This is a genomic window from Kribbella sp. NPDC048915 (genome assembly GCF_040649595.1).
Lineage (GTDB): Bacteria > Actinomycetota > Actinomycetes > Propionibacteriales > Kribbellaceae > Kribbella.
Map to the genome: position 1 here is coordinate 1 of NZ_JBEZFT010000060.1, position 17,886 is coordinate 17,886.

Consider the following 17,886-nt stretch of genomic DNA (forward strand, 5'->3'; position numbering starts at 1 on the left):
TGTCGGAGATGACCAGTCTTGGAGGACCGGACATCCCTACAAGGGCTGCACCCATCTCACCAGCCGCAACGCCGCAACTTGCGCCACAAACACAACCCCTAACCGAACGGCGTTGGGGTTAATCGTTCGTCTTGGGGGTTCTCTGTTGGCACACGAGCAGAGAACCCCCAACACGAACGGATATCCCCCGGCGTTGGGCGCCTCGCGGGCCGGCCCGCCCACACCTCAACCGCCGGCCGAATCGCGTGCCAGGTCCCAGCCCCACCCACACATCGGTCACCGGAGGCGCTTATCCGCTGAGCTGGTCGACGACTTGTCCGCTGAGCTGGTCGACGACTTGTCCGCTGAGCTGGTCGACGACTTGTCCGCTGAGCTGGTCGACGATTTATCCGCTGAGTTGGTCGACGACGGCCCCGGCGACGGCTGCGTCGGCGGCACCGATCCCGGTCAGGTCGGCGATTGATCGGCGCTCGCGGTCGGCCCCGTCCCGGAGTACGGCGCCGACTGCGACGTCGATGTCCGGCGCGACCACCCCGGCCCGTACCGCGTTTCCGAAGTCGCCGTGGTCGAGGCATTGCTCGTGGTCGTCGGTCGCCACCAGCGCACCGTCGAACACTTCGATCGGCAGCTCACACTTTCCAGGCATGTCGGTGCCGATGCCCGTGATGTGCACCGCGTCCTGGAAAAGCTCGAAGGGCAACGGTTCCCGGGCTGACGTCGTGGTGATGACACAGGCCGCACCCCAGCGACCCGAGCCCGCAACAGCCTTGATCCCGGCCGCGGCGAACTGTGCACAGAGCGTGTCCACAGCGTCGGATCGGCGTCCCCAGACCTGGACCCGGCTGACGGCGCGCAGTTCGCGCAACCACAGGACCTGCAGCAACGCCTGTTCGCCAGTTCCCACAACGGCGATCTCGTCGACGTCGAGCGGAGTCATCGCGTCGGTGACCAGCGCCCCGGCGGCCGCCGTACGCCAGGCCGTCAGCATCCCCTCGTCGGCGAGCAGGGCGACCGGACCGCCGGCCGCGGCGTCGAGCACCAGCATCAGCCCGTTGTTGCCCGCGTCGAACGTGCCGGCGGTCTTCACCGCGAAGTACGGCGAACCGGCCAGGTAACCGGCCTTCACATGGCAGTCGCCCCGTGGGAAGTCCAGCACCATCGGCGGTGGCACCACGGTCCGGCCCTCGGCGTGCGCGATCAGCGCCGCGCGGACCGCCGGGAAGATCAGCGCGGGCGTCGCGACCGGGCGGATCTCGTCGAGGCCGACGACCTTCATCGCCGCTTCTCCAGCCAGTCGGACCACACCGCCAGCGCCGCCTCCGGACCGCTCCGGCCGATGCCGACGCGGAAACGGTCGGTGGGCGTCGCCGTCAGTTCGGAGGCGTAGATGCTGGCGGGCAGCAACAACACGCCTGCCTGCTCGACGAGTTCGGTGCACATCGCCTCGACGCCGTCCGGCCCGAGGTACCGCGGGAAGCAGACGCATCCGCCGTCCGGCGCGGTGAACTCGAACAGGTCCGGGTACCGCGCGAAGAACTCCGCGAACACCGGGAGGTTGGCCGCGACGATGCCGCGGTTGCGCGCAAGCAGCCGGTCCCTGGCCCGCAGGGCGATCAGCGCCAGCACCTCGCTCGGCCCCGAATTGCAGATTGTCGTGTAGTGCTTCGCGCGTTCGAGCCGATCCAGAACGGTCCGGTCGCGGCACGCGATCCAGCCGATCCGCAGGCCGGGCAGCCCGTACGCCTTGGACATCACGTTCACCGAGATCGCGGTCGCCGAGAGGTCCGTTGCCTGCGGCATGGGATCCGCTTCGAGACCGCGGTACACCTCGTCGGAGAACAGGATGATCCCGCGTTCGTCGCACAGCCGCGCGAGCCGCGCCCAGGCCGGTGGCGCAGGGAGCGCACCGGTGGGATTGTTCGGGAAGTTGACCGACACGATCCGGGTGTTCGGACGCAGCGCGGCGTCGATCGCGTCGACGTCGAGCGCCCAACCGTCCTCGGGCCGCAGCGCGATGCCGGTCACCTCGCACACCGACAACGGGATCGTCTCCGCGGCCTGGTAGTTCGGCGTCAGCACGACGGCGTGGTCGTCCGGCTCGAGCAGCGTGCGCATCGCCAGATAGATCGCCTCTTCGGCGCCCGCGAAGCACAGGATGTCGTCAGCCTCCGCCTCGTCGTACGTCGACGCGATCGCCTCCCGCAGCGCCGGCAGACCTCGCGTCTCGGTGTAGCCGAGCGCCAGCGACTCCCACCGCTCGCGGCCGTCGTCGTCGGCGAGCGCGAGCAGCTCGGACATCGGAATCGTCTGCGCGTCCGACGCCGTCAGGTGGTAGCGGGCGCTGAACTCCCACCGCGAGAAGTACGTCTCCAGGCGGAAATCACGAAGGGTCGGCATCGGCATCCTTTCGAAGATCCCCGAGTAATTGGTAGAGCGCCGAGCGGGAGATCCGCAGCGCCCGCGCGACGGCCGGCACCGACCGGCGCGCGCTCAGGACGCCGGCCGCGTCCAGCCGGCCGAGCACCGCGAGCCGGTCCGCCCTGGTCAACCGGTCCACCGTCACTCCGCGTTCGCGGACGTAGCCGGCGACGACCTCGTTCAGCGTTTCGGTCCAGTCGTGCTCGAACAGCGCCCGCGGCTGCGCGGTCACCGGCGCCGCGAACGCCGCCAGCAGCCGGCTCGCCTCGTCGAACGCGGTCCGGTCGACGTTCACGCAGAACACGTACGCCGGTTGCCCGTCCTCGTCGCGGACGACCGCGCTGACGCTGGACAGTCGGCGCCCGTCGGCGAGTGTCTTCGGGTACGGCCCGTACACGTCAGGGCCGGACTCGGACAGCTCGTCCAGCTCACCGAGCAGCGAGGGATCACCTGGCGCGCGACCGGACAGCGGGTTCCAGATCGCGACGACCTGGTCGGTGGCCGGGTCGTGCAGCACGACCTCGGCATGCGGCGACAGCAGCCGTGCCAGGGCAGCACCGATCGGCGCCAGATGCTCAGCCTTCACACCTGGACAGTACGTCCATTATGGACAATCTGTCTAGACAGTCACCGGTGCGGGCTTGGCGTCCGCCCGCTGGGCGCGCTTGAGGCCGAACAGCAGCAGACCGATCGAGATCGTGCCGACGATCGCGTAGGTGATGACGCCGCCGAGCCCGTCCCAGGTGGAGTGCAGGGCGACGGCAACCGCGTACATGCCGAGGAAACCCGCGAAGTGCTTGCCGGTCGGCTCGGTCACGAACCGCCACAGACCCCAGCAGGTCAGCCCGGTCCAGGCCGCGTGCCCAGCCGGCGAGAGCAGGCCGCGGATGAACAGCGTCTGCTCGGCGGCACCGACGTTGCCGTCGGACTGCAGCAACGCGACGAATGCGTAGCCCATCGTCTCCAGCACCGCGAACCCGGTGCCGACCGCGACGCCGATGACGATCCCGCGCCCGATCGACGTCCGGTACCGATGCCCGAAGAAGATCACCAGGATCGCCGGGACGACCAGTTTCGCCGCCTCCTCGATCAGCCCCACGCCGACCATCGGCAGCGTCCCGAGCCGGCGCATCGCGTCGTACTCGAGCAGCCCCGCGACCACCACGCCGATGACCCCGCCGAACAGCAGGCAGATCCCCAGGGTCACCCCGTCGATCAGCCACCGCCCGGAGCGCCCAGCGGCGAACGTCACGAAGGTCAGCGGGACGACGAGCGCCCCGAGCAGGATCATCGTCGGGAACAGGTTCGGGTTCTTGGTGTCGGTCAGCACGGCCAGCACCGCGAGGTACAGCCCCGCGCCGACCAGGAACGTCACGATCCACGCCCACCGGCGGACGAAACGCTGTGCATTCATACGGCCTCCCGGGGTGACTGCGGAGTGAACCGGCCGGAGCGAGGCAGGAAGACCCGGAACGACAGCCCCCCATCACCTCGCCGAGCCCGGCGGCGAGGGCACCAGTATGGCGTCCCGGATGGCGTCCTTGCGCCATGTCGCAGGGACGGCAGCGCTGGACAGGGCGGAACGGTGTGACGGGATTGCAAACTCTGACCCAAGAAGAGGTGTGCCTGCCCTAAACCTCTCGAAGGAGATTCTGCCTATGTCCTCCCCCCGACGCATCGCCGCGCTCACCACCGCGGCGGTGCTTGCTCTCGGTGCGGCGACGGTGATCCCGTCCGCCGCCGCCCCACCCAAGGACGCGTCCGCCGGCCCGACCGCCGGCAAGCGATCCGCGGTCACACTGATCACCGGCGACGTGGTCGAGGTGACCGACGCCGGCGGCGGCAAGAAGGCCGCCATGGTCCGCCCGGCCGAAGGCCGCGAGCGCGTCACCTTCCACACGGTCGAGGCCGACGGCGGCCTCCGTGTGCTGCCGAGCGACGTCGTACCGTTCGTGTCCTCCGGCGTCCTGGACGTCGACCTGTTCGACGTCGACGAGCTGATCGCCGACGGGTACGGCGAGGCCGGCAGCCTGCCGCTCATCGTCAAGGACACGCCCGGCGCCCGCACCGCGCAGAACCTGGCCGGTACGACGACGACGCGCGAGCTCCCGTCGATCGGCGCCCGCGCGGTCGCGGCCGCCGAGGAACAACTGCCTGACCTGTGGAAATCTCTGCGCGGGTCACCGAATCAGCGCAGCCTGAACTCAGGCATCACGAAGATCTGGCTGGACGGCAAGGTCCGCCCGGTGCTCGACAAGAGCGTCCCGCAGATCGGCGCGCCGGACGCGTGGCAGGCCGGGTACGAGGGCTCCGGCATTCAGGTCGCCGTCCTGGACACCGGCATCGACGCGACCCACCCCGATGTGAGCGGCAAGATCAAGCAGAGCCAGGACTTCTCCGGCAGCCCGTCCGGTACCGAGGACCACTTCGGTCACGGGACGCACGTCGCCGCGACCATCGCCGGGACCGGCGCCGGCGCGGCCGGTGCACGGAAGGGTGTCGCGCCCAAGGCCGACCTGCTGGTCGGCAAGGTGCTCGGCGACGACGGCTTGGGCTACGAATCGTGGATCATCGCCGGCATGGAGTGGGCAGCGGCAGAGGGGGCCAAGGTCGTCAACATGAGCCTCGGCGGCGGCCCGACCGACGGCACCGACCCGCTCAGCGAGGCGGTCAACGACATCACCGCCCGGACCGGCACCCTGTTCGTTGTGTCCGCCGGCAACGACGGCGCGGACCACAGTGTCGGTACGCCGGGTTCGGCCGCCGCCGCGCTGACCGTCGGCGCGGTGGACCGCCAGGACAAGCTCGCCGACTTCTCCAGCCGCGGTCCGCGGCGCGGCGACAACGGCCTCAAACCGGAGATCACCGCCCCGGGCGTCGAGATCATCGCGGCCCGTGCAACTGGGACGGCCATGGGCAACCCGGTCGACAGCCTGTACACCGCCGCTTCGGGTACGTCGATGGCGGCGCCACACGTCGCCGGTGCGGCGGCGCTGCTCGCGCAGCAGCACCCGGACTGGAAGGCCGACCAGCTGAAGAACGCCCTGGTCAGCACCGCGAAGACGCAGCCGGACCAGACCGTGTACGCACAGGGCGCCGGGCGCGTCGACGTGGCCCGCGCGGTGGCGCAGAAGGTGACCGCGACCGGCGTCGCGGATTTCGGCACCGAGACCGCCGAGGCGGGTGCCCGGACCATCACCTACCGCAACGACTCCGACAGCGCGATCACGCTGAACCTGTCGAAGCAGATCGTCAACCTCGACGACAAGCAGCCGGTCACCGACGGACTGAGCGTCCCGGCGACCGTCACGGTCCCCGCGCGCGGCACCACCGACGTGGCGCTGACGCTCGACCCGGCCAAGCTCCGCCGCGGTCAGTACAGCGGCTGGATCGTTGCCACCGGCCCCGACGGCATCGTCACCAGCACGGCGGTCGGCGCACTCCGCTCCGGACCGACCCACAAGGTCACACTGCGCGCGGTCGACCTCGACGGCCAGCCCACCGGCGTCCCGGTGGTCTCGCTGTTCGGCGACAACTCGCGGTCCGACGTCCTGTGGTGGATCCCGGACGGTGGGTCCCGGACCGTCGAGGTTGAGGAGGGCAACTACCTGCTGCACTCACTGGTCGAGCACCTGGACCCCCAGTATGAGCAGTTCAGTCTGTTCACCGACCCGAACATCATGATCACTCAGGACACCGAGATCGTCATTGACGCTCGTAAGGCGGTCCCGATCACGATCCAGACCCCGAAGCCGTCGGAGCCGCAGGCGATCCTCAGCTACTACGTGCATCGTGAGTACACCAACGGCCGGAAGATCAGCCATGGGGTCATGCACTTCAGCACGGTCAAGCAGATCAACGTGACGCCGACCAAGCCGGTCAAGCACGGCAGCTTCGAGTTCTCGTCGCGCTGGCAACTGCTCGCGCCGATGGTGCAGGCGGCGGTCCCCGGGGTTCCCGGACCGTTCGACATCTACCTGCTGCACCAGTCGCCGGCTTACGAAGGTAAGAAGAAGTTCCCGCTGGTCGCACCTGGCTCGTCGTGGAAGGGCGTGAAGGGCGCGCTGGCCGTGGTCGACTCCAGCGAGGACGGCTGGGGCGCCGGCGATGAGCGGGCGCAGATCGCAGCGGCCGCGAAGGCCGGCGCCGCCGCGATCATCTTGATCCGGCCCGCCGATTCGCCGGTGTGGACGCCCTGGAGTCCGCAAGGTGACCGGGAACCGATCCCGGCGATGGTCACGACGTACAAGGACGGCCAGAAGCTGCTCGCGGCAGCCCGCAAACCGAATCCGAAGATCGATCTGACCCTGACCACGTCCAGCCCCTACCTGTACGACGTCCAGCAGGTCTCCACCGGGGCGATCCCGGCCAAGATCGTCTACAAGGTGACGCCGGCGAACAGCGCCCGGATCGTCACGCGGTACGCCGACAACGGCGGATTCAACTGGGCCAAGGAGCAGCGCTTCGGGTGGCGTCCGTGGCAGGAGTACTCGTGGAACGACGCCCAGCGATTCGTCGAGACCCCGAAGGTCCGCGAGGAGTGGGTGACGTCCGGAGACTCGCTCTGGCAGCACCGGGTGCACCACCTGTACACGTGGGACTCCATGGGTGCGCTGGTGGGGGGCATGACGTCGCTCCCGCGCAGCTACCGGCCCGGACTGTCCGAGGAGACCTGGTTCGGTCCCGTCGTACGGCCCGCGGCGGCACCGGGCCTGCAGTCGACGCGGACCGGTGACCGGCTGTCGTTCCGGATCCCGGAGCACGTGGACGCGGCCGGGCACTACACGGTCGGCGACACCACTTCGTCGTCGGCGACCCTGTCGCGCAACGGTAAGGTCATCGCCGAACTGCCGGACGCGTGGGAGGACGTCGTCACGTCCAGCGCGGACGCGGCGTACAAACTCGACCTGTCGACCGAGCGGATCGACGAAGAGGGCGAGTGGGCCTGGGGTACGAAGACAGACACCTCCTGGGAGTTCCGCTCCGCCAAGAAGGGTGACGACGTCACGGCGCCGCTGCCGCTGCAGCAGGTCAGCTACAAGGTCCCTGTCGATCTGACCGGCCGGGTACCGACCCGGACGCACGCTGTCGGCTTCGAGTCACCCGGCGCGACCGGGCTGAAGGCGTGGGCTTCGTTCGACGAGGGCAAGACCTGGCAGCGGCTCGTAGTGGTCGGTGCCCGCGGCAACTACGTCGCCGTGGTCCCGAACGCCCGCAACACCGTGTCCCTCAAGGTGGAGGCCACCGGACCGAAGGGCGCCAAGGTCACCCAGACGGTGATCCGCGCGTACGGCGTCCGCTGATCCCCGGCCTCGCGGGTTGACGCACCGCCGACGGGTTGCCGCCACAACCCGTCGGCGGTGCGTTGTCACCAGCCCCAGATCAGGCCGCAGATCGGGCCCAGATCGAGCCTCAGATCCAGCTGCGCTTGGCGGACTGGTAGGCGAGGCCGGTGCGGGTGTCCACACCGGCCAGGGCCATCAGGCGGTCCAGACGGCGCTGCACCGTACGGCGGCTGATGCCCAACTGGGTGGCGATCGACTTGTCCGGTACGCCGCCCACGAGCAGCGAGAGCAACAGCCGCTCCGAGTCGTCCGGCCCTTCGGACTCGTCGACCTTCTCATCCGGCTGCAGCCGCAGCGGCGTCGCCAGCTCCCAGTAGCTCTCGAACAGCGCGAGCAGCGCGTCGAGCAGCTGACCGCGCTTGATGATCGCGGCGGACGGCTCGCCGATGCTCTGCTCCTCGTCCCGGACAAGCGGGCAGATCGCCGTGGACCGGTCGACGATCGCGAGCCGCACCGGCAGCGCCGGCATCACGCGCGCCTCTTCACCCCAGCTGACGCCTTCGGCGATCGAGTCGAGTTCGCCGGGCGTCTCGATCAGTGCGCGCTCGTAGATCGCTCGGTAGCGGACGCCGCGGGAGAGTGCGCCGTACTCCTCGGTGTTGTCGGCGCCCTGCATCGCGAGCGGGTTCGCGCGACAGAACCAGAGGATCTCCTCGCGGGCCGCGTTCTGCAGGTCGCGCAGGCGCTCGCGCAGCGTGGTGGCGCCGACGATCACCTCGACCAGGTGATGCGCGTCCCGGCGGCTCACGCTGGCACGGAACTCCTCGCTCAGCGCAGCCACCGTCTTGCGGGCCGCCTCGAGCGATTCCTGGCGGCGCAGCAGCGTCGTACCGAGCGCCACGTCGGGCGGTACCGGCCGGAACACCGGGTCGTCGGCCGCCTGCATGGTCACCAGCCCCTTGGCCTGCAACCGCTGCAGCACCTCGTCGGCCTCCTGCTTCGGCAGCCTGGCGACCTCGGCCAGTTCGGCCGCTTTGGCCGCGGACAAGCCGACGAGCAGGCGATAGGCCTGCTCCTCCCGTTCGTCCAGCAGCGCTCCGTCCGGCATCCGCCCACCTCCCGGGACCACCTAAGCAGGCATTTCAACGTGGAAGCGAGTGTTTTCCGTTTGACACCGATTAGCCATGTCACACATGTGCCATCACGGCCGCGGCGGCGGACCGTCCCTTCCCGGTCAGCAGCCAGCGGAACTCGCCAGCCGCCCAGCGCCACCGCCCTGGAGAAGAGACCCACGATGAGCTTGACCGACTACGCCGGCATCGCCGGTCTGATCGCCGCCGCAGCCGTCGCGATCTGGATGATCCGTAACCACCGCCACAGCCAGCGGACCAGTACTCAGACCGAGCAGCAGACCAGAACCGTGGCCAAGCACCGCGGAACGCCTACGCTGCGGCTGCCTCGGCCGGAACATCCGGGACACGCTGCTTCGCGCGGAGGTAGGTGATCCCGCCGTAGGCGTACATCGCCAAGCCGAGCGCGGCCATCAGCGCGATCACGACCCACCGCGACACACCTTCCTGGTGGAGCGCCAGGAACCACACCTTGGTGTCCGCGTTGCCGGTCAGGATGAAGATCGCCGGTACGACGGCCTGCGGGAACAGCGGGATCGCCCCGAACCCGAGACAGAAGCCGGCCAGCGCACGGCGCCACTTCGGCAGCGCGTAGAACGCCTGGGCCTTCTTGGCCTGCTCCGTGACCTGGCGGCCGTGCCGGAGGAGGGTCAGCAACTCCGGACCGCGCGCGTCGAGACGCCGGGCGGCCAGTAGGCCGAAGTACCACCAGGCGAGGACGCCGGACAGGAGGCCGACCGGCACGCCCCACCAGCCGAAGTACAGGGCGACCACAAGCGCTGGTGCGCAGGTCAGCGCGACGAGCACGAGCATCACGTACACGATGCCCATCGCCTCGCCCTCGTTCTCACCGGAGTTCAGCGGGTTCCCGGAGCGCTTGTGCGCATCTGTGGTCGGTATCGCGGAGTACACCGAGCAGGCCACCACCAAACCGGCCGCGCCACCCAGGAGCGCCGGCATCACGCTCAGCACGAACGGCCACGCACTGGTGACACCGGACCACCAGGTCAAGAGCACGGTGATCAGCAGCGTCGCCGGACCGAACACCAGCAGGAACGCCGACTGCCGGGCACGGACGTCGGCCCGGCTGGAGTTGGGCGTCATCAGCGTGGTCCAGAACGACGTACCGTCCGCGCCGTACAGATTGGCGATCATCGAGCCGGCCATCACCACCGCGGCCGGACCGGCCCACGGCAGCATCGTCTTCATCCCGATCGCCAACGGCATCGCGCAGAAGAACAGTCCGTACGCGACGGCGAACACGGCGCGGTGGCCGTAGAGCAGGTCGCGCGTCCACGAGCGGATCTCCTTGCCCACGGCGGCACCAGCAGGGGTCCGGGCCGTCAGCAGGCGCCTCGGCTTCCGGCCGCTGCGGCCGGCGGTGGTCCGGCGTACCAGCAGGGCCGACCAGGCCATCAGCATCACGGCGGCGAGCACCACGAGCCCTGCCAAGGCAGCGAGCACCGTGAGCCAGTCACCGCGCCCAGCCGCCTCCACAGCCACCAGACCCCACCCGGACGGGGCTATCCGTGCGGCCTGGGCAGCGGTGCCCTGTACGTCGGTCGAAACGTACGCGACGATCAGCGCCCAGCCCTGCGCGGTGAAGGCGAGGATGAACGCGTTGACCAGCGCCGCGAGGATCGCACCGGTCCGCACCTGCAGCAGTACGCCGTACACCGCGACGGCGAGGCGGGACGCCAGGACGAAACAGAGCAACTGCAGCACCACGGCGGGTGCTGCGACGAGCACGGCGACCACGCCGCCGCCCGCAATGAACAGACTGAGCAGTGCGATCAGGCTGATGACCGGGGCGACGCCTGCCAGCGCAGCCACCAGGAGTCCGGTGGACAGCGTCCGTGGCGGCAACGGCACCATCGAGAAGTACTCGGGCTTGAGCGTCTCGTCACCGCCGCCCGCGAACAGCGGGCCGACCACCCAGCCCAGCATCCAGATCGACAGTACGACGACCAGCAAATCGTGATCGCCGCGCGCGGCCACCCACAGCGTGGCGCCGGCCAGCACCAGGCCGACAAAACCACCGGTGAGCATCCACGACCGCCGAAACTGGTCCTTCAACGCGTGCCGGAACGCGGCCAACCGCATTCGGACCAGCGTGTGCGACGTCTCGTAGGTCAGTGCGAGAGCCATGTCAGACCCTCCGCGCCTCGGGTCGACGCACCGACCAGCGACACGAACGCCTCCTCCAGGCTGCCGCCGGCCTGCACCTCGGTGACCGTGCCCGCGGCGACCACCTTGCCGTCCGACACCACCGCCACGCGGTCGCAAAGCTGCTCGACCAGCGCCATCACGTGGCTCGACATCACCACCGAACCGCCTCCGGCGATGAACCGGTGCAGGATCGTCCGGATCGTCGCGGCCGACACCGGGTCGACCGCCTCGAACGGCTCGTCCAGCACCAGCAACCGCGGCGCGTGCAGCAGGGCGATCGCCAGGCCGAGCTTCTTCCGCATACCGGTCGAGTAGCCGATTACCTGCTTGTCGTCCTCGTGATCGAGCTCCAGTACCTCCAGCAGCTCGCCGCTCCGCGCCTCAACCACGTCCTCGGGCAGTCCGCGCAGCAGGCCGAGGTACCTCAGCACCTCCCGCCCGGTCAGCCGCTCCGGCATTCCGAGGCCGTCCGGCAGCACCCCGACGAGCGCCTTGGCCCGGGTCGGCTGCTGCCACACGTCCACGCCGAAGATCCGCGCCGTACCGCTGTCCGGCCGGAGCAGCCCGACCGCCATCGACAACGACGTCGTCTTGCCGGCCCCGTTCGGCCCCAGCATGCCGAAGAACGACCCGGCCGGGACGGCCAGACTCAGCTCGTCGACGGCCCGCTGCTCTCCGAACTCCTTGGTGAGCCCCACCAGCTCCAGCGCCTGATCCATAGGCAGAACTTTCCCACTCGGCGCCGCGGCCGGTCGTCACTCCGGCGGGGGACGCCCGCGGTCACCTTCGGGACTGATCCAGGTCCGATGGTGGACCGATCCGGTCGCCGTGAGCGAAAACACCCCGGAAATGCACAAGTCCCGGTCGACTCGACCGGGACTTCGTTGTGCGCGAGGGGGGAGTTGAACCCCCACGCCCTTTCGGGCACACGGACCTGAACCGTGCGCGTCTGCCTATTCCGCCACCCGCGCGCTGCCGCCTGGAGCGATCTCCCGGCGACGAGGAGAAACAGTAGCACGGGTTGTGCCGGAGCTTCACATTGCGGGTTGGGTCGAACCTCCCGATACGATCGATCGTCGTACCCGGTGTGTCCGCCGTGCCGGTGGAGCAGTTCCGACGTACCGACCGTGGAGGAGGAGGCGTGCGACCGCTACAACGCTTCGAGCGACGCCTGGAAGGCATCGTCAGCGGTGTCTTCGCGCGCGCTTTCAAGGGGGACGTCGAGCCGATCGAGCTGGCCGCCGCCCTCAAGCGTGAGATCGACAACACCGCGCGGATCCTGTCCCGGGACCGCCGGCTGGTGCCGAACCACTTCACCATCGAGCTCGGTCCGGACGACTTCGAGCGGCTGAACGCCTACGGCCGGACCCTGAACAACGAGCTGGCCAACGAGCTGCGTGACCACGCCGACATCCAGCGCTACACCTTCTCCGGACCGATCGACATCGAGCTGGTCCGCCACGAAGAGCTGCCGACCGGTAAGTTCCGGGTGGTCAGCGCCACGGTCGGGACGCCCCAGCGACGTCCGGCCTACGAGCCCCAGCCCTACCAGCAGGAGCCCTACGTGCCGCCGAACGAGCCGGTCGTGCAGACCCCGCCGCCGTACCAGCAGCCTCCGCAGCAGCCGGCACCGCAGCAGCCGGCACCGCAGCCGGCGCCGCGGCGCGGCGGCCATCCGCAGGTGATGCTCGAGGTGAACGGCCGCCGCCGCCCGGTCAACCCGCCCGGCGTGGTGCTCGGCCGCGGCACCGACGCGGACATCCAGATCAACGACCCCGGCGTCTCCCGCCGGCATGCCGAGATCCGGCTGATGCCGGAGGGCCCGGGCGGTATCCGGGTGGTGCTGGTCGATCTCGGGTCCACCAACGGCACGCTCGTGAACGGCCGCCGGACCACCGAGGCCGAGCTCGTCGACGGCTCGACGGTCCGGATCGGCAACACGACCATGACGCTGCGTCTCGCGGACGAGCCGATGGCCCAGCCGCCGAGCAGCGGGTGGTGACGAAGAAGTCCATGTCGGAACTGACCCTGACCCTGATCAAACTGGGGTTCCTGGCCCTGTTGTGGATGTTCGTCCTGGCGGTGCTCTCCGTGATCAGGTCCGACCTGTTCGGTGCGAAGGTGGACAGCCGCGCGGCGGCCGCCGCCGTACCGCAGAGTGCCCGGACACCGAAGCCCGCGAAGCCGGCCAAGAAGCGCAAGGGCCTGCCCGGATCGGTGACGATCGCGGACGGCCCGCAGGCCGGCGTCGGTGCCTCGCTGGCCGAGGAGCCGGTGATCATCGGCCGCGGCTCGGACTGCCAGATCCGCCTCGACGACGACTACTCCTCCACCCGGCATGCCCGGTTGTTCCTGTCCGAGGGCCAGTGGTGGGTCGAGGATCTCGGCTCCACCAACGGCACCTACCTCGACGGCCAGCGGGTCACCCGCCCGGTCCCGGCCGAGATCGGCGGTTCGATCCGGATCGGCCGGACGACGCTGAACATCGCGAAGTAGGCGTGCCCCGATGACCCTGTCGCTCGACTACGCAACGCTCTCCGACGTCGGCCGCGTCCGCCGCAACAACGAGGACTCGGCGTACGCCGGTCCGCACCTGCTGCTGCTCGCGGACGGGATGGGCGGCGCGGCTGCCGGTGAGGTGGCCAGCGCGGCAGCGGTCCAGGTGATCCGCCGGCTGGACACCGGGGAGATCGCCGGCGAGGACATGATCGAGGCGCTGGCCGGTGCGGTGCACCGGGCCAACGAGCGGCTGTCCGAGCTGGTCGAGGAGGACCCCGAGCGCGAGGGCATGGGCTCGACGGTGACCGCGCTGATGTTCGACGGCGAGCGGCTCGGCCTCGCGCATCTCGGTGACTCCCGCGCCTACCGCCTGCGAGACGGCAAGCTGTACCAGCTCAGCCACGACCACACGTTCGTCCAGTCGCTGGTCGACGAAGGCCGGATCTCCCAGGAGGAGGCCTTCACCCACCCGCACCGCAACCTGATCCTGCGGGTGCTCGACGGCCGCCCGGACTCCGACCCGGACCTGGAGATCCTCGACGTCCGCGCCGGCGACCGGCTGATGCTGTGCAGCGACGGCCTGCCGGACTACGTCAGCGACGAGGTGATCGCCGCCTCGATGTCCACCGGTACGCCGGATTCGGTCGTCGTCGATCTGATCACGCACGCGCTCGAGGCGGGCTCGAACGACAACGTCACCTGCATCGTCGCGGACGTCGTCGAGACCGAGCCCGCGAGCGGCGTCCAGCCGCAACTGGTCGGTGCCGCGGCCGAACTGGCCCAGGGCAGCACGGGTCGCGGTGACGCCACTTCCACCATTCCCCGCGCCGGCGACGGCTCGGGGCACGGTGGTCACGGCGCGGCCCTCGACCCCGAGGAACTGCGGTACGCACCACGCCCGCCGCGGCGGTTCCTGTGGCTGCGGCGGACCGCCGTACTGCTCGTGGTGCTCGCGCTGCTCGGCGGTGGCGCCTGGTTCGGCTACAGCTGGACCCAGAAGCAGTATTACGTCGGCACCGACGGTGACTACGTCGCGATCTTCCGGGGTGTCGAGGCTGATCTGCCGGGGCTGTCGCTGTCGAAGGTGTACGAGCGGCAGTCGCTGCAGGTCGACAAGCTGCCGACGTACAGCCGGGAGCAGGTCGAGGGCAACATCCAGGCGGACGACCTGCCCGGTGCCCGGTCGATCGTCGCCGAGTTGCAGCACACCGCCGACGAATGCGCCGCGCAGCGCAAGCCGACCCCGAAGCCGAGTACGCCGGTCTCGAAGCCGCCGGCGTCCAAGCCGCCGTCGCCGCCGCCCGCGACCACGGCACCGGCCACCACGAAGCCCACGACGACTCCGACGACGACTCCGAGCGCGCCGGTCGATCCCGACGACTGCGACGGCGTCCGATGACCGAGCGGAGCGAGGGCATCAAGACAACGCAGCGTGCTCGTGCCTCATCGGCGCCCGGAGCGAAGCGAGGACGTCGATGAGCATCGCGTCGACGTCGGTCATCCAGATCATTCCGCGCACCCGGCGCGGGGTGGAGTTGCTGCTGCTCGTGATCGCGGTCGCGGTCTCGGTCGCCGCGTACGTGAACATCGGCGTCACGGTCCAGAACGCCGTACCGGCCAGCACCGGGTATTACGCCGCCGGGATCGGGCTGCTCGCGCTGATCGCGCACCTCGCCCTGCGGTACCGGGCGCCGTACGCCGATCCGGTGCTACTGCCCTGTGCCGTCCTGCTGAACGGTCTCGGCGTCGCGATGATCCACCGGGTCGACCTCGGGCTGGCGATCGTCGCCGAGGCGCGCGGCCGGGTCCCGAAGGCACCGGCGGCGCCGCAGCAGATCACCTGGACCGCGGTCGGCATCGTGCTGTTCCTGGTCGTGATCCTGGTGGTCCGTGACCACCGCCGGCTGCAGGCGTTCACCTACACCGCCGGTCTGGCCGGTCTGGTGCTGCTCGTGCTGCCGCTGGTCCCCGGCCTGGGTGTGAACCTGAACGGCGCCCGGATCTGGATCCGCCTGGCCGGGATGTCCTTCCAGCCCGGTGAGTTCGCGAAGATCTGTCTGGTCGTCTTCTTCGCCGGCTATCTGGTCGTGAAACGCGATGTGCTGACGCTCGCCGGGCACCGGTTCCTCGGCCTCGATCTGCCGCGGGCCCGCGACCTCGGCCCGATCGGGATCGCCTGGGCGGTCAGCCTGGGCGTGCTGGTGTTCGAGAGCGACCTCGGTTCGTCGCTGCTGTTCTTCGGGCTGTTCCTGTTCCTGCTGTACGTGTCCACCGAGCGGGCCGGCTGGCTGATCATCGGTGGTCTGCTGTTCGCCGGCGGCGCCTTCTTCGCGTACACGACCTTCGGGCACGTGCACCGCCGGGTCACCGACTGGCTGGACCCGTGGGCGATCGACGGCGGCCAGGTGAAGCTCGGCCTGATGGGCCAGGCCTGGGGCGGTGTCCTCGGCCGCGGTCTCGGCCAGGGTCACCCGGAGGCCACGCTGTACGCGCAGAGCGACATGATCATCTCCTCGTTCGCCGAAGAACTCGGGCTGACCGGCCTGATCGCGATCCTGCTGATCTACACGCTGATCATCGAGCGCGGTCTGCGTACCGCGCTGGGCTGCCGGGACATCTTCGGCAAGCTGATCGCGACCGGTCTGGCGATGTCGTTCGCGCTGCAGGTGTTCGTGATCGTCGGCGGCGTCACCGGACTGATCCCGCTGACCGGTCTGGCCACGCCGTTCATGGCCCTGGGCGGTACGTCGCTGGTCGCCAACTGGGCGATCATCGCGCTGCTGCTGCGGATCAGCGACCAGGCGCGGCGCCCGCAGACCCCGGCCGCGCCGGTGTCGGACGAAACGATCGCAATGGCGGTGCAGAAGCAGTGAACTCGGCGATCCGACGACTGGCCGTGGCGGCGATCATCCTGATGCTCGCGCTGATGGCGAACTCGACGTACCTGCAGGCCTTCCGGGCGAACGAGATCAACGGCCGCAACGACAACAACCGGGTCCGCGACTCGCAGTTCTCGGTGAACCGCGGGCCGATCCTGATCGGCAGTACGCCGGTCGCGCAGAGCAAGCCGGTCGACGACCGGTTCAAGTACCAGCGGACGTACGCGAACGGCCCGGTGTACGCGCCGGCGACCGGGTTCTACTCGTACCTGTTCGGCCGGGCCGGCATCGAGCTGACGATGAACGCCGAGCTGAACGGCTCGGACCCGTCGATGGCGTTCCGGCGGATCATCGACGTGATCAGCAACCGGCCGCAGCAGGGCGGCAGCGTGACACTGACGCTGAACGCCGCGGCCCAGCAGGCGGCGTACAACGGGCTGGCCGGCAAGACCGGTGCGGTGGTGGCGATCGAGCCGAAGACCGGGCGGATCCTGGCGATGGCGACGCGGCCGTCGTACGACCCGAACCAGCTCGCCTCGCACGACTCCGAGAAGGTCGGCGCGGCATGGAAGGCGCTGAACGCCGACAAGGACAAGCCGCTGTCCAACCGCGCGGTGCAGGAGCTCTACCCGCCGGGATCGACGTTCAAGCTGGTGACCACGGCCGCGGCGCTGTCCAGCGGCAAGTTCACGCCGGAGAGCAAGGTGAACTCGCCGGCCGAGCTGCCGCTCCCGCAGACCACCCAGCCGCTGAAGAACGAGGACGGCCGGAACTGCGGCGGCAGCAACAACGCGACGCTGACGATCGCGCTGCGCTACTCGTGCAACACCGCGTTCGGCACGGTCGGTCTGGAGCTCGGTCCGGACGCGCTGCGTGAGCAGGCCGCGAAGTTCGGCTTCGGCGCCCGGCCGATGACCGAGCTGCCGGCCGTGGCCACCAGTCAGTTCCCGGGCGACCCGAACCAGCCGCAGACCGCGCAGTCCGCGATCGGCCAGTTCGACGTCCGGGCGACGCCGCTGCAGATGGCGATGGTCGCGGCCGGGATCGCCAACAAGGGCGAGGTGATGAAGCCGTACCTCGTCCAGAACGTGCGCACCCCGGACCTGAAGACCGTGTCGGAGGCCAAGCCGGAGTCGCTGCACCAGGCGGTGACCCCGCAGGTCGCGAGCCAGCTGACCGCGATGATGGTCGACGTCGTCAACAACGGCACCGGGAAGCCGGGCCGGATCAACGGCGTCCAGGTGGCCGGCAAGACGGGTACGGCGCAAACCGCCAAGGACCGCCCGCCGTTCGCGTGGTTCACCGCGTTCGCCCCGGCCGACGACCCCAAGGTCGCGGTGGCGGTGCTGATCGAGGACGCCAACATTCCGCGCAACGACATCGCCGGCGGCACGCTGGCGGCGCCGATCGCGAAAAACGTGATGGAGGCGGTGCTGGGCCGATGAGGAGCCGATGAGCACCATACGGAATGATGCGACGACAGTGCGTCTTTCCAACGGGGATCCA

General features: G+C 69.6%; 13 protein-coding genes and 1 tRNA gene. 6 read left to right on the plus strand and 8 right to left on the minus strand.

Annotation, left to right across the window (positions count from 1 at the left end):
* Positions 1–385 precede the first annotated feature (385 nt).
* From AB0B82_RS25410 to AB0B82_RS25425, 4 genes are read right to left on the minus strand one after another with little or no spacing between them, the layout of a single operon-like run.
* Positions 386–1,276, minus strand: coding sequence for a hypothetical protein (locus AB0B82_RS25410; protein ID WP_360173324.1), 891 nt, complete (start codon positions 1,274–1,276; stop codon positions 386–388).
* The gene (locus tag AB0B82_RS25415; protein WP_360173326.1) at positions 1,273–2,397 is read right to left on the minus strand and encodes an aminotransferase class I/II-fold pyridoxal phosphate-dependent enzyme; all 1,125 of its coding nucleotides are present in this window, start codon (positions 2,395–2,397) and stop codon (positions 1,273–1,275) included. The genes AB0B82_RS25410 and AB0B82_RS25415 overlap by 4 nt, the downstream gene beginning before the upstream one ends.
* Positions 2,381–3,004: a PAS domain-containing protein gene (locus AB0B82_RS25420; RefSeq protein ID WP_360173329.1), complete on the minus strand. Its 624-nt coding sequence runs from the start codon at positions 3,002–3,004 to the stop codon at positions 2,381–2,383. The genes AB0B82_RS25415 and AB0B82_RS25420 overlap by 17 nt, the downstream gene beginning before the upstream one ends.
* A 33-nt stretch (positions 3,005–3,037) precedes the next feature.
* On the minus strand, positions 3,038–3,832 hold the full coding sequence (locus AB0B82_RS25425) for a PrsW family intramembrane metalloprotease (RefSeq protein ID WP_360173332.1): 795 nt from the start codon (positions 3,830–3,832) through the stop codon (positions 3,038–3,040).
* A gap of 244 nt (positions 3,833–4,076) precedes the next feature.
* Between AB0B82_RS25425 and AB0B82_RS25430 the strand changes: the two genes are divergently transcribed.
* A complete protein-coding gene (locus tag AB0B82_RS25430) occupies positions 4,077–7,721 on the plus strand; it encodes a S8 family serine peptidase (RefSeq protein WP_360173335.1) in 3,645 nt (1,214 codons plus the stop codon).
* Positions 7,722–7,830: 109 nt separating this feature from the next.
* Here AB0B82_RS25430 and AB0B82_RS25435 read toward each other — a convergent pair whose 3' ends face one another.
* From AB0B82_RS25435 to AB0B82_RS25450, 4 genes are all read right to left on the minus strand, one after another.
* Positions 7,831–8,811 (minus strand): helix-turn-helix domain-containing protein, encoded by a 981-nt coding sequence (locus AB0B82_RS25435; RefSeq protein ID WP_360173338.1) that lies wholly within the window; start codon positions 8,809–8,811, stop codon positions 7,831–7,833.
* A 334-nt stretch (positions 8,812–9,145) separates the two neighbouring features.
* The gene (locus AB0B82_RS25440; protein ID WP_360173341.1) at positions 9,146–10,981 is read right to left on the minus strand and encodes a hypothetical protein; all 1,836 of its coding nucleotides are present in this window, start codon (positions 10,979–10,981) and stop codon (positions 9,146–9,148) included.
* Complete coding sequence (locus AB0B82_RS25445; protein WP_360173344.1) at positions 10,966–11,721, minus strand: ABC transporter ATP-binding protein; 756 nt, start codon at positions 11,719–11,721, stop codon at positions 10,966–10,968. The genes AB0B82_RS25440 and AB0B82_RS25445 overlap by 16 nt, the downstream gene beginning before the upstream one ends.
* Positions 11,722–11,889: 168 nt before the next feature.
* A tRNA-Leu gene (locus AB0B82_RS25450) sits at positions 11,890–11,973 on the minus strand.
* A 170-nt stretch (positions 11,974–12,143) separates the two neighbouring features.
* On the opposite strand from AB0B82_RS25450, the gene AB0B82_RS25455 reads away from it, so the two are divergent.
* From AB0B82_RS25455 to AB0B82_RS25475, 5 genes are all read left to right on the plus strand, one after another.
* Complete coding sequence (locus AB0B82_RS25455) at positions 12,144–13,004, plus strand: DUF3662 and FHA domain-containing protein (RefSeq protein ID WP_360173347.1); 861 nt, start codon at positions 12,144–12,146, stop codon at positions 13,002–13,004.
* Positions 13,001–13,498 (plus strand): FHA domain-containing protein, encoded by a 498-nt coding sequence (locus AB0B82_RS25460; protein ID WP_360173350.1) that lies wholly within the window; start codon positions 13,001–13,003, stop codon positions 13,496–13,498. The genes AB0B82_RS25455 and AB0B82_RS25460 overlap by 4 nt, the downstream gene beginning before the upstream one ends.
* Positions 13,499–13,508: 10 nt before the next feature.
* Complete coding sequence (locus AB0B82_RS25465; RefSeq protein WP_360173353.1) at positions 13,509–14,900, plus strand: protein phosphatase 2C domain-containing protein; 1,392 nt, start codon at positions 13,509–13,511, stop codon at positions 14,898–14,900.
* 76 nt (positions 14,901–14,976) lie between these two features.
* Positions 14,977–16,374 carry an FtsW/RodA/SpoVE family cell cycle protein gene (locus AB0B82_RS25470; RefSeq protein ID WP_360173356.1) on the plus strand — a complete coding sequence of 466 codons (1,398 nt, stop codon included), beginning with the start codon at positions 14,977–14,979 and terminating at the stop codon, positions 16,372–16,374.
* Positions 16,371–17,825, plus strand: coding sequence for a penicillin-binding transpeptidase domain-containing protein (locus tag AB0B82_RS25475; protein ID WP_360173359.1), 1,455 nt, complete (start codon positions 16,371–16,373; stop codon positions 17,823–17,825). The genes AB0B82_RS25470 and AB0B82_RS25475 overlap by 4 nt, the downstream gene beginning before the upstream one ends.
* Positions 17,826–17,886: the final 61 nt, after the last annotated feature.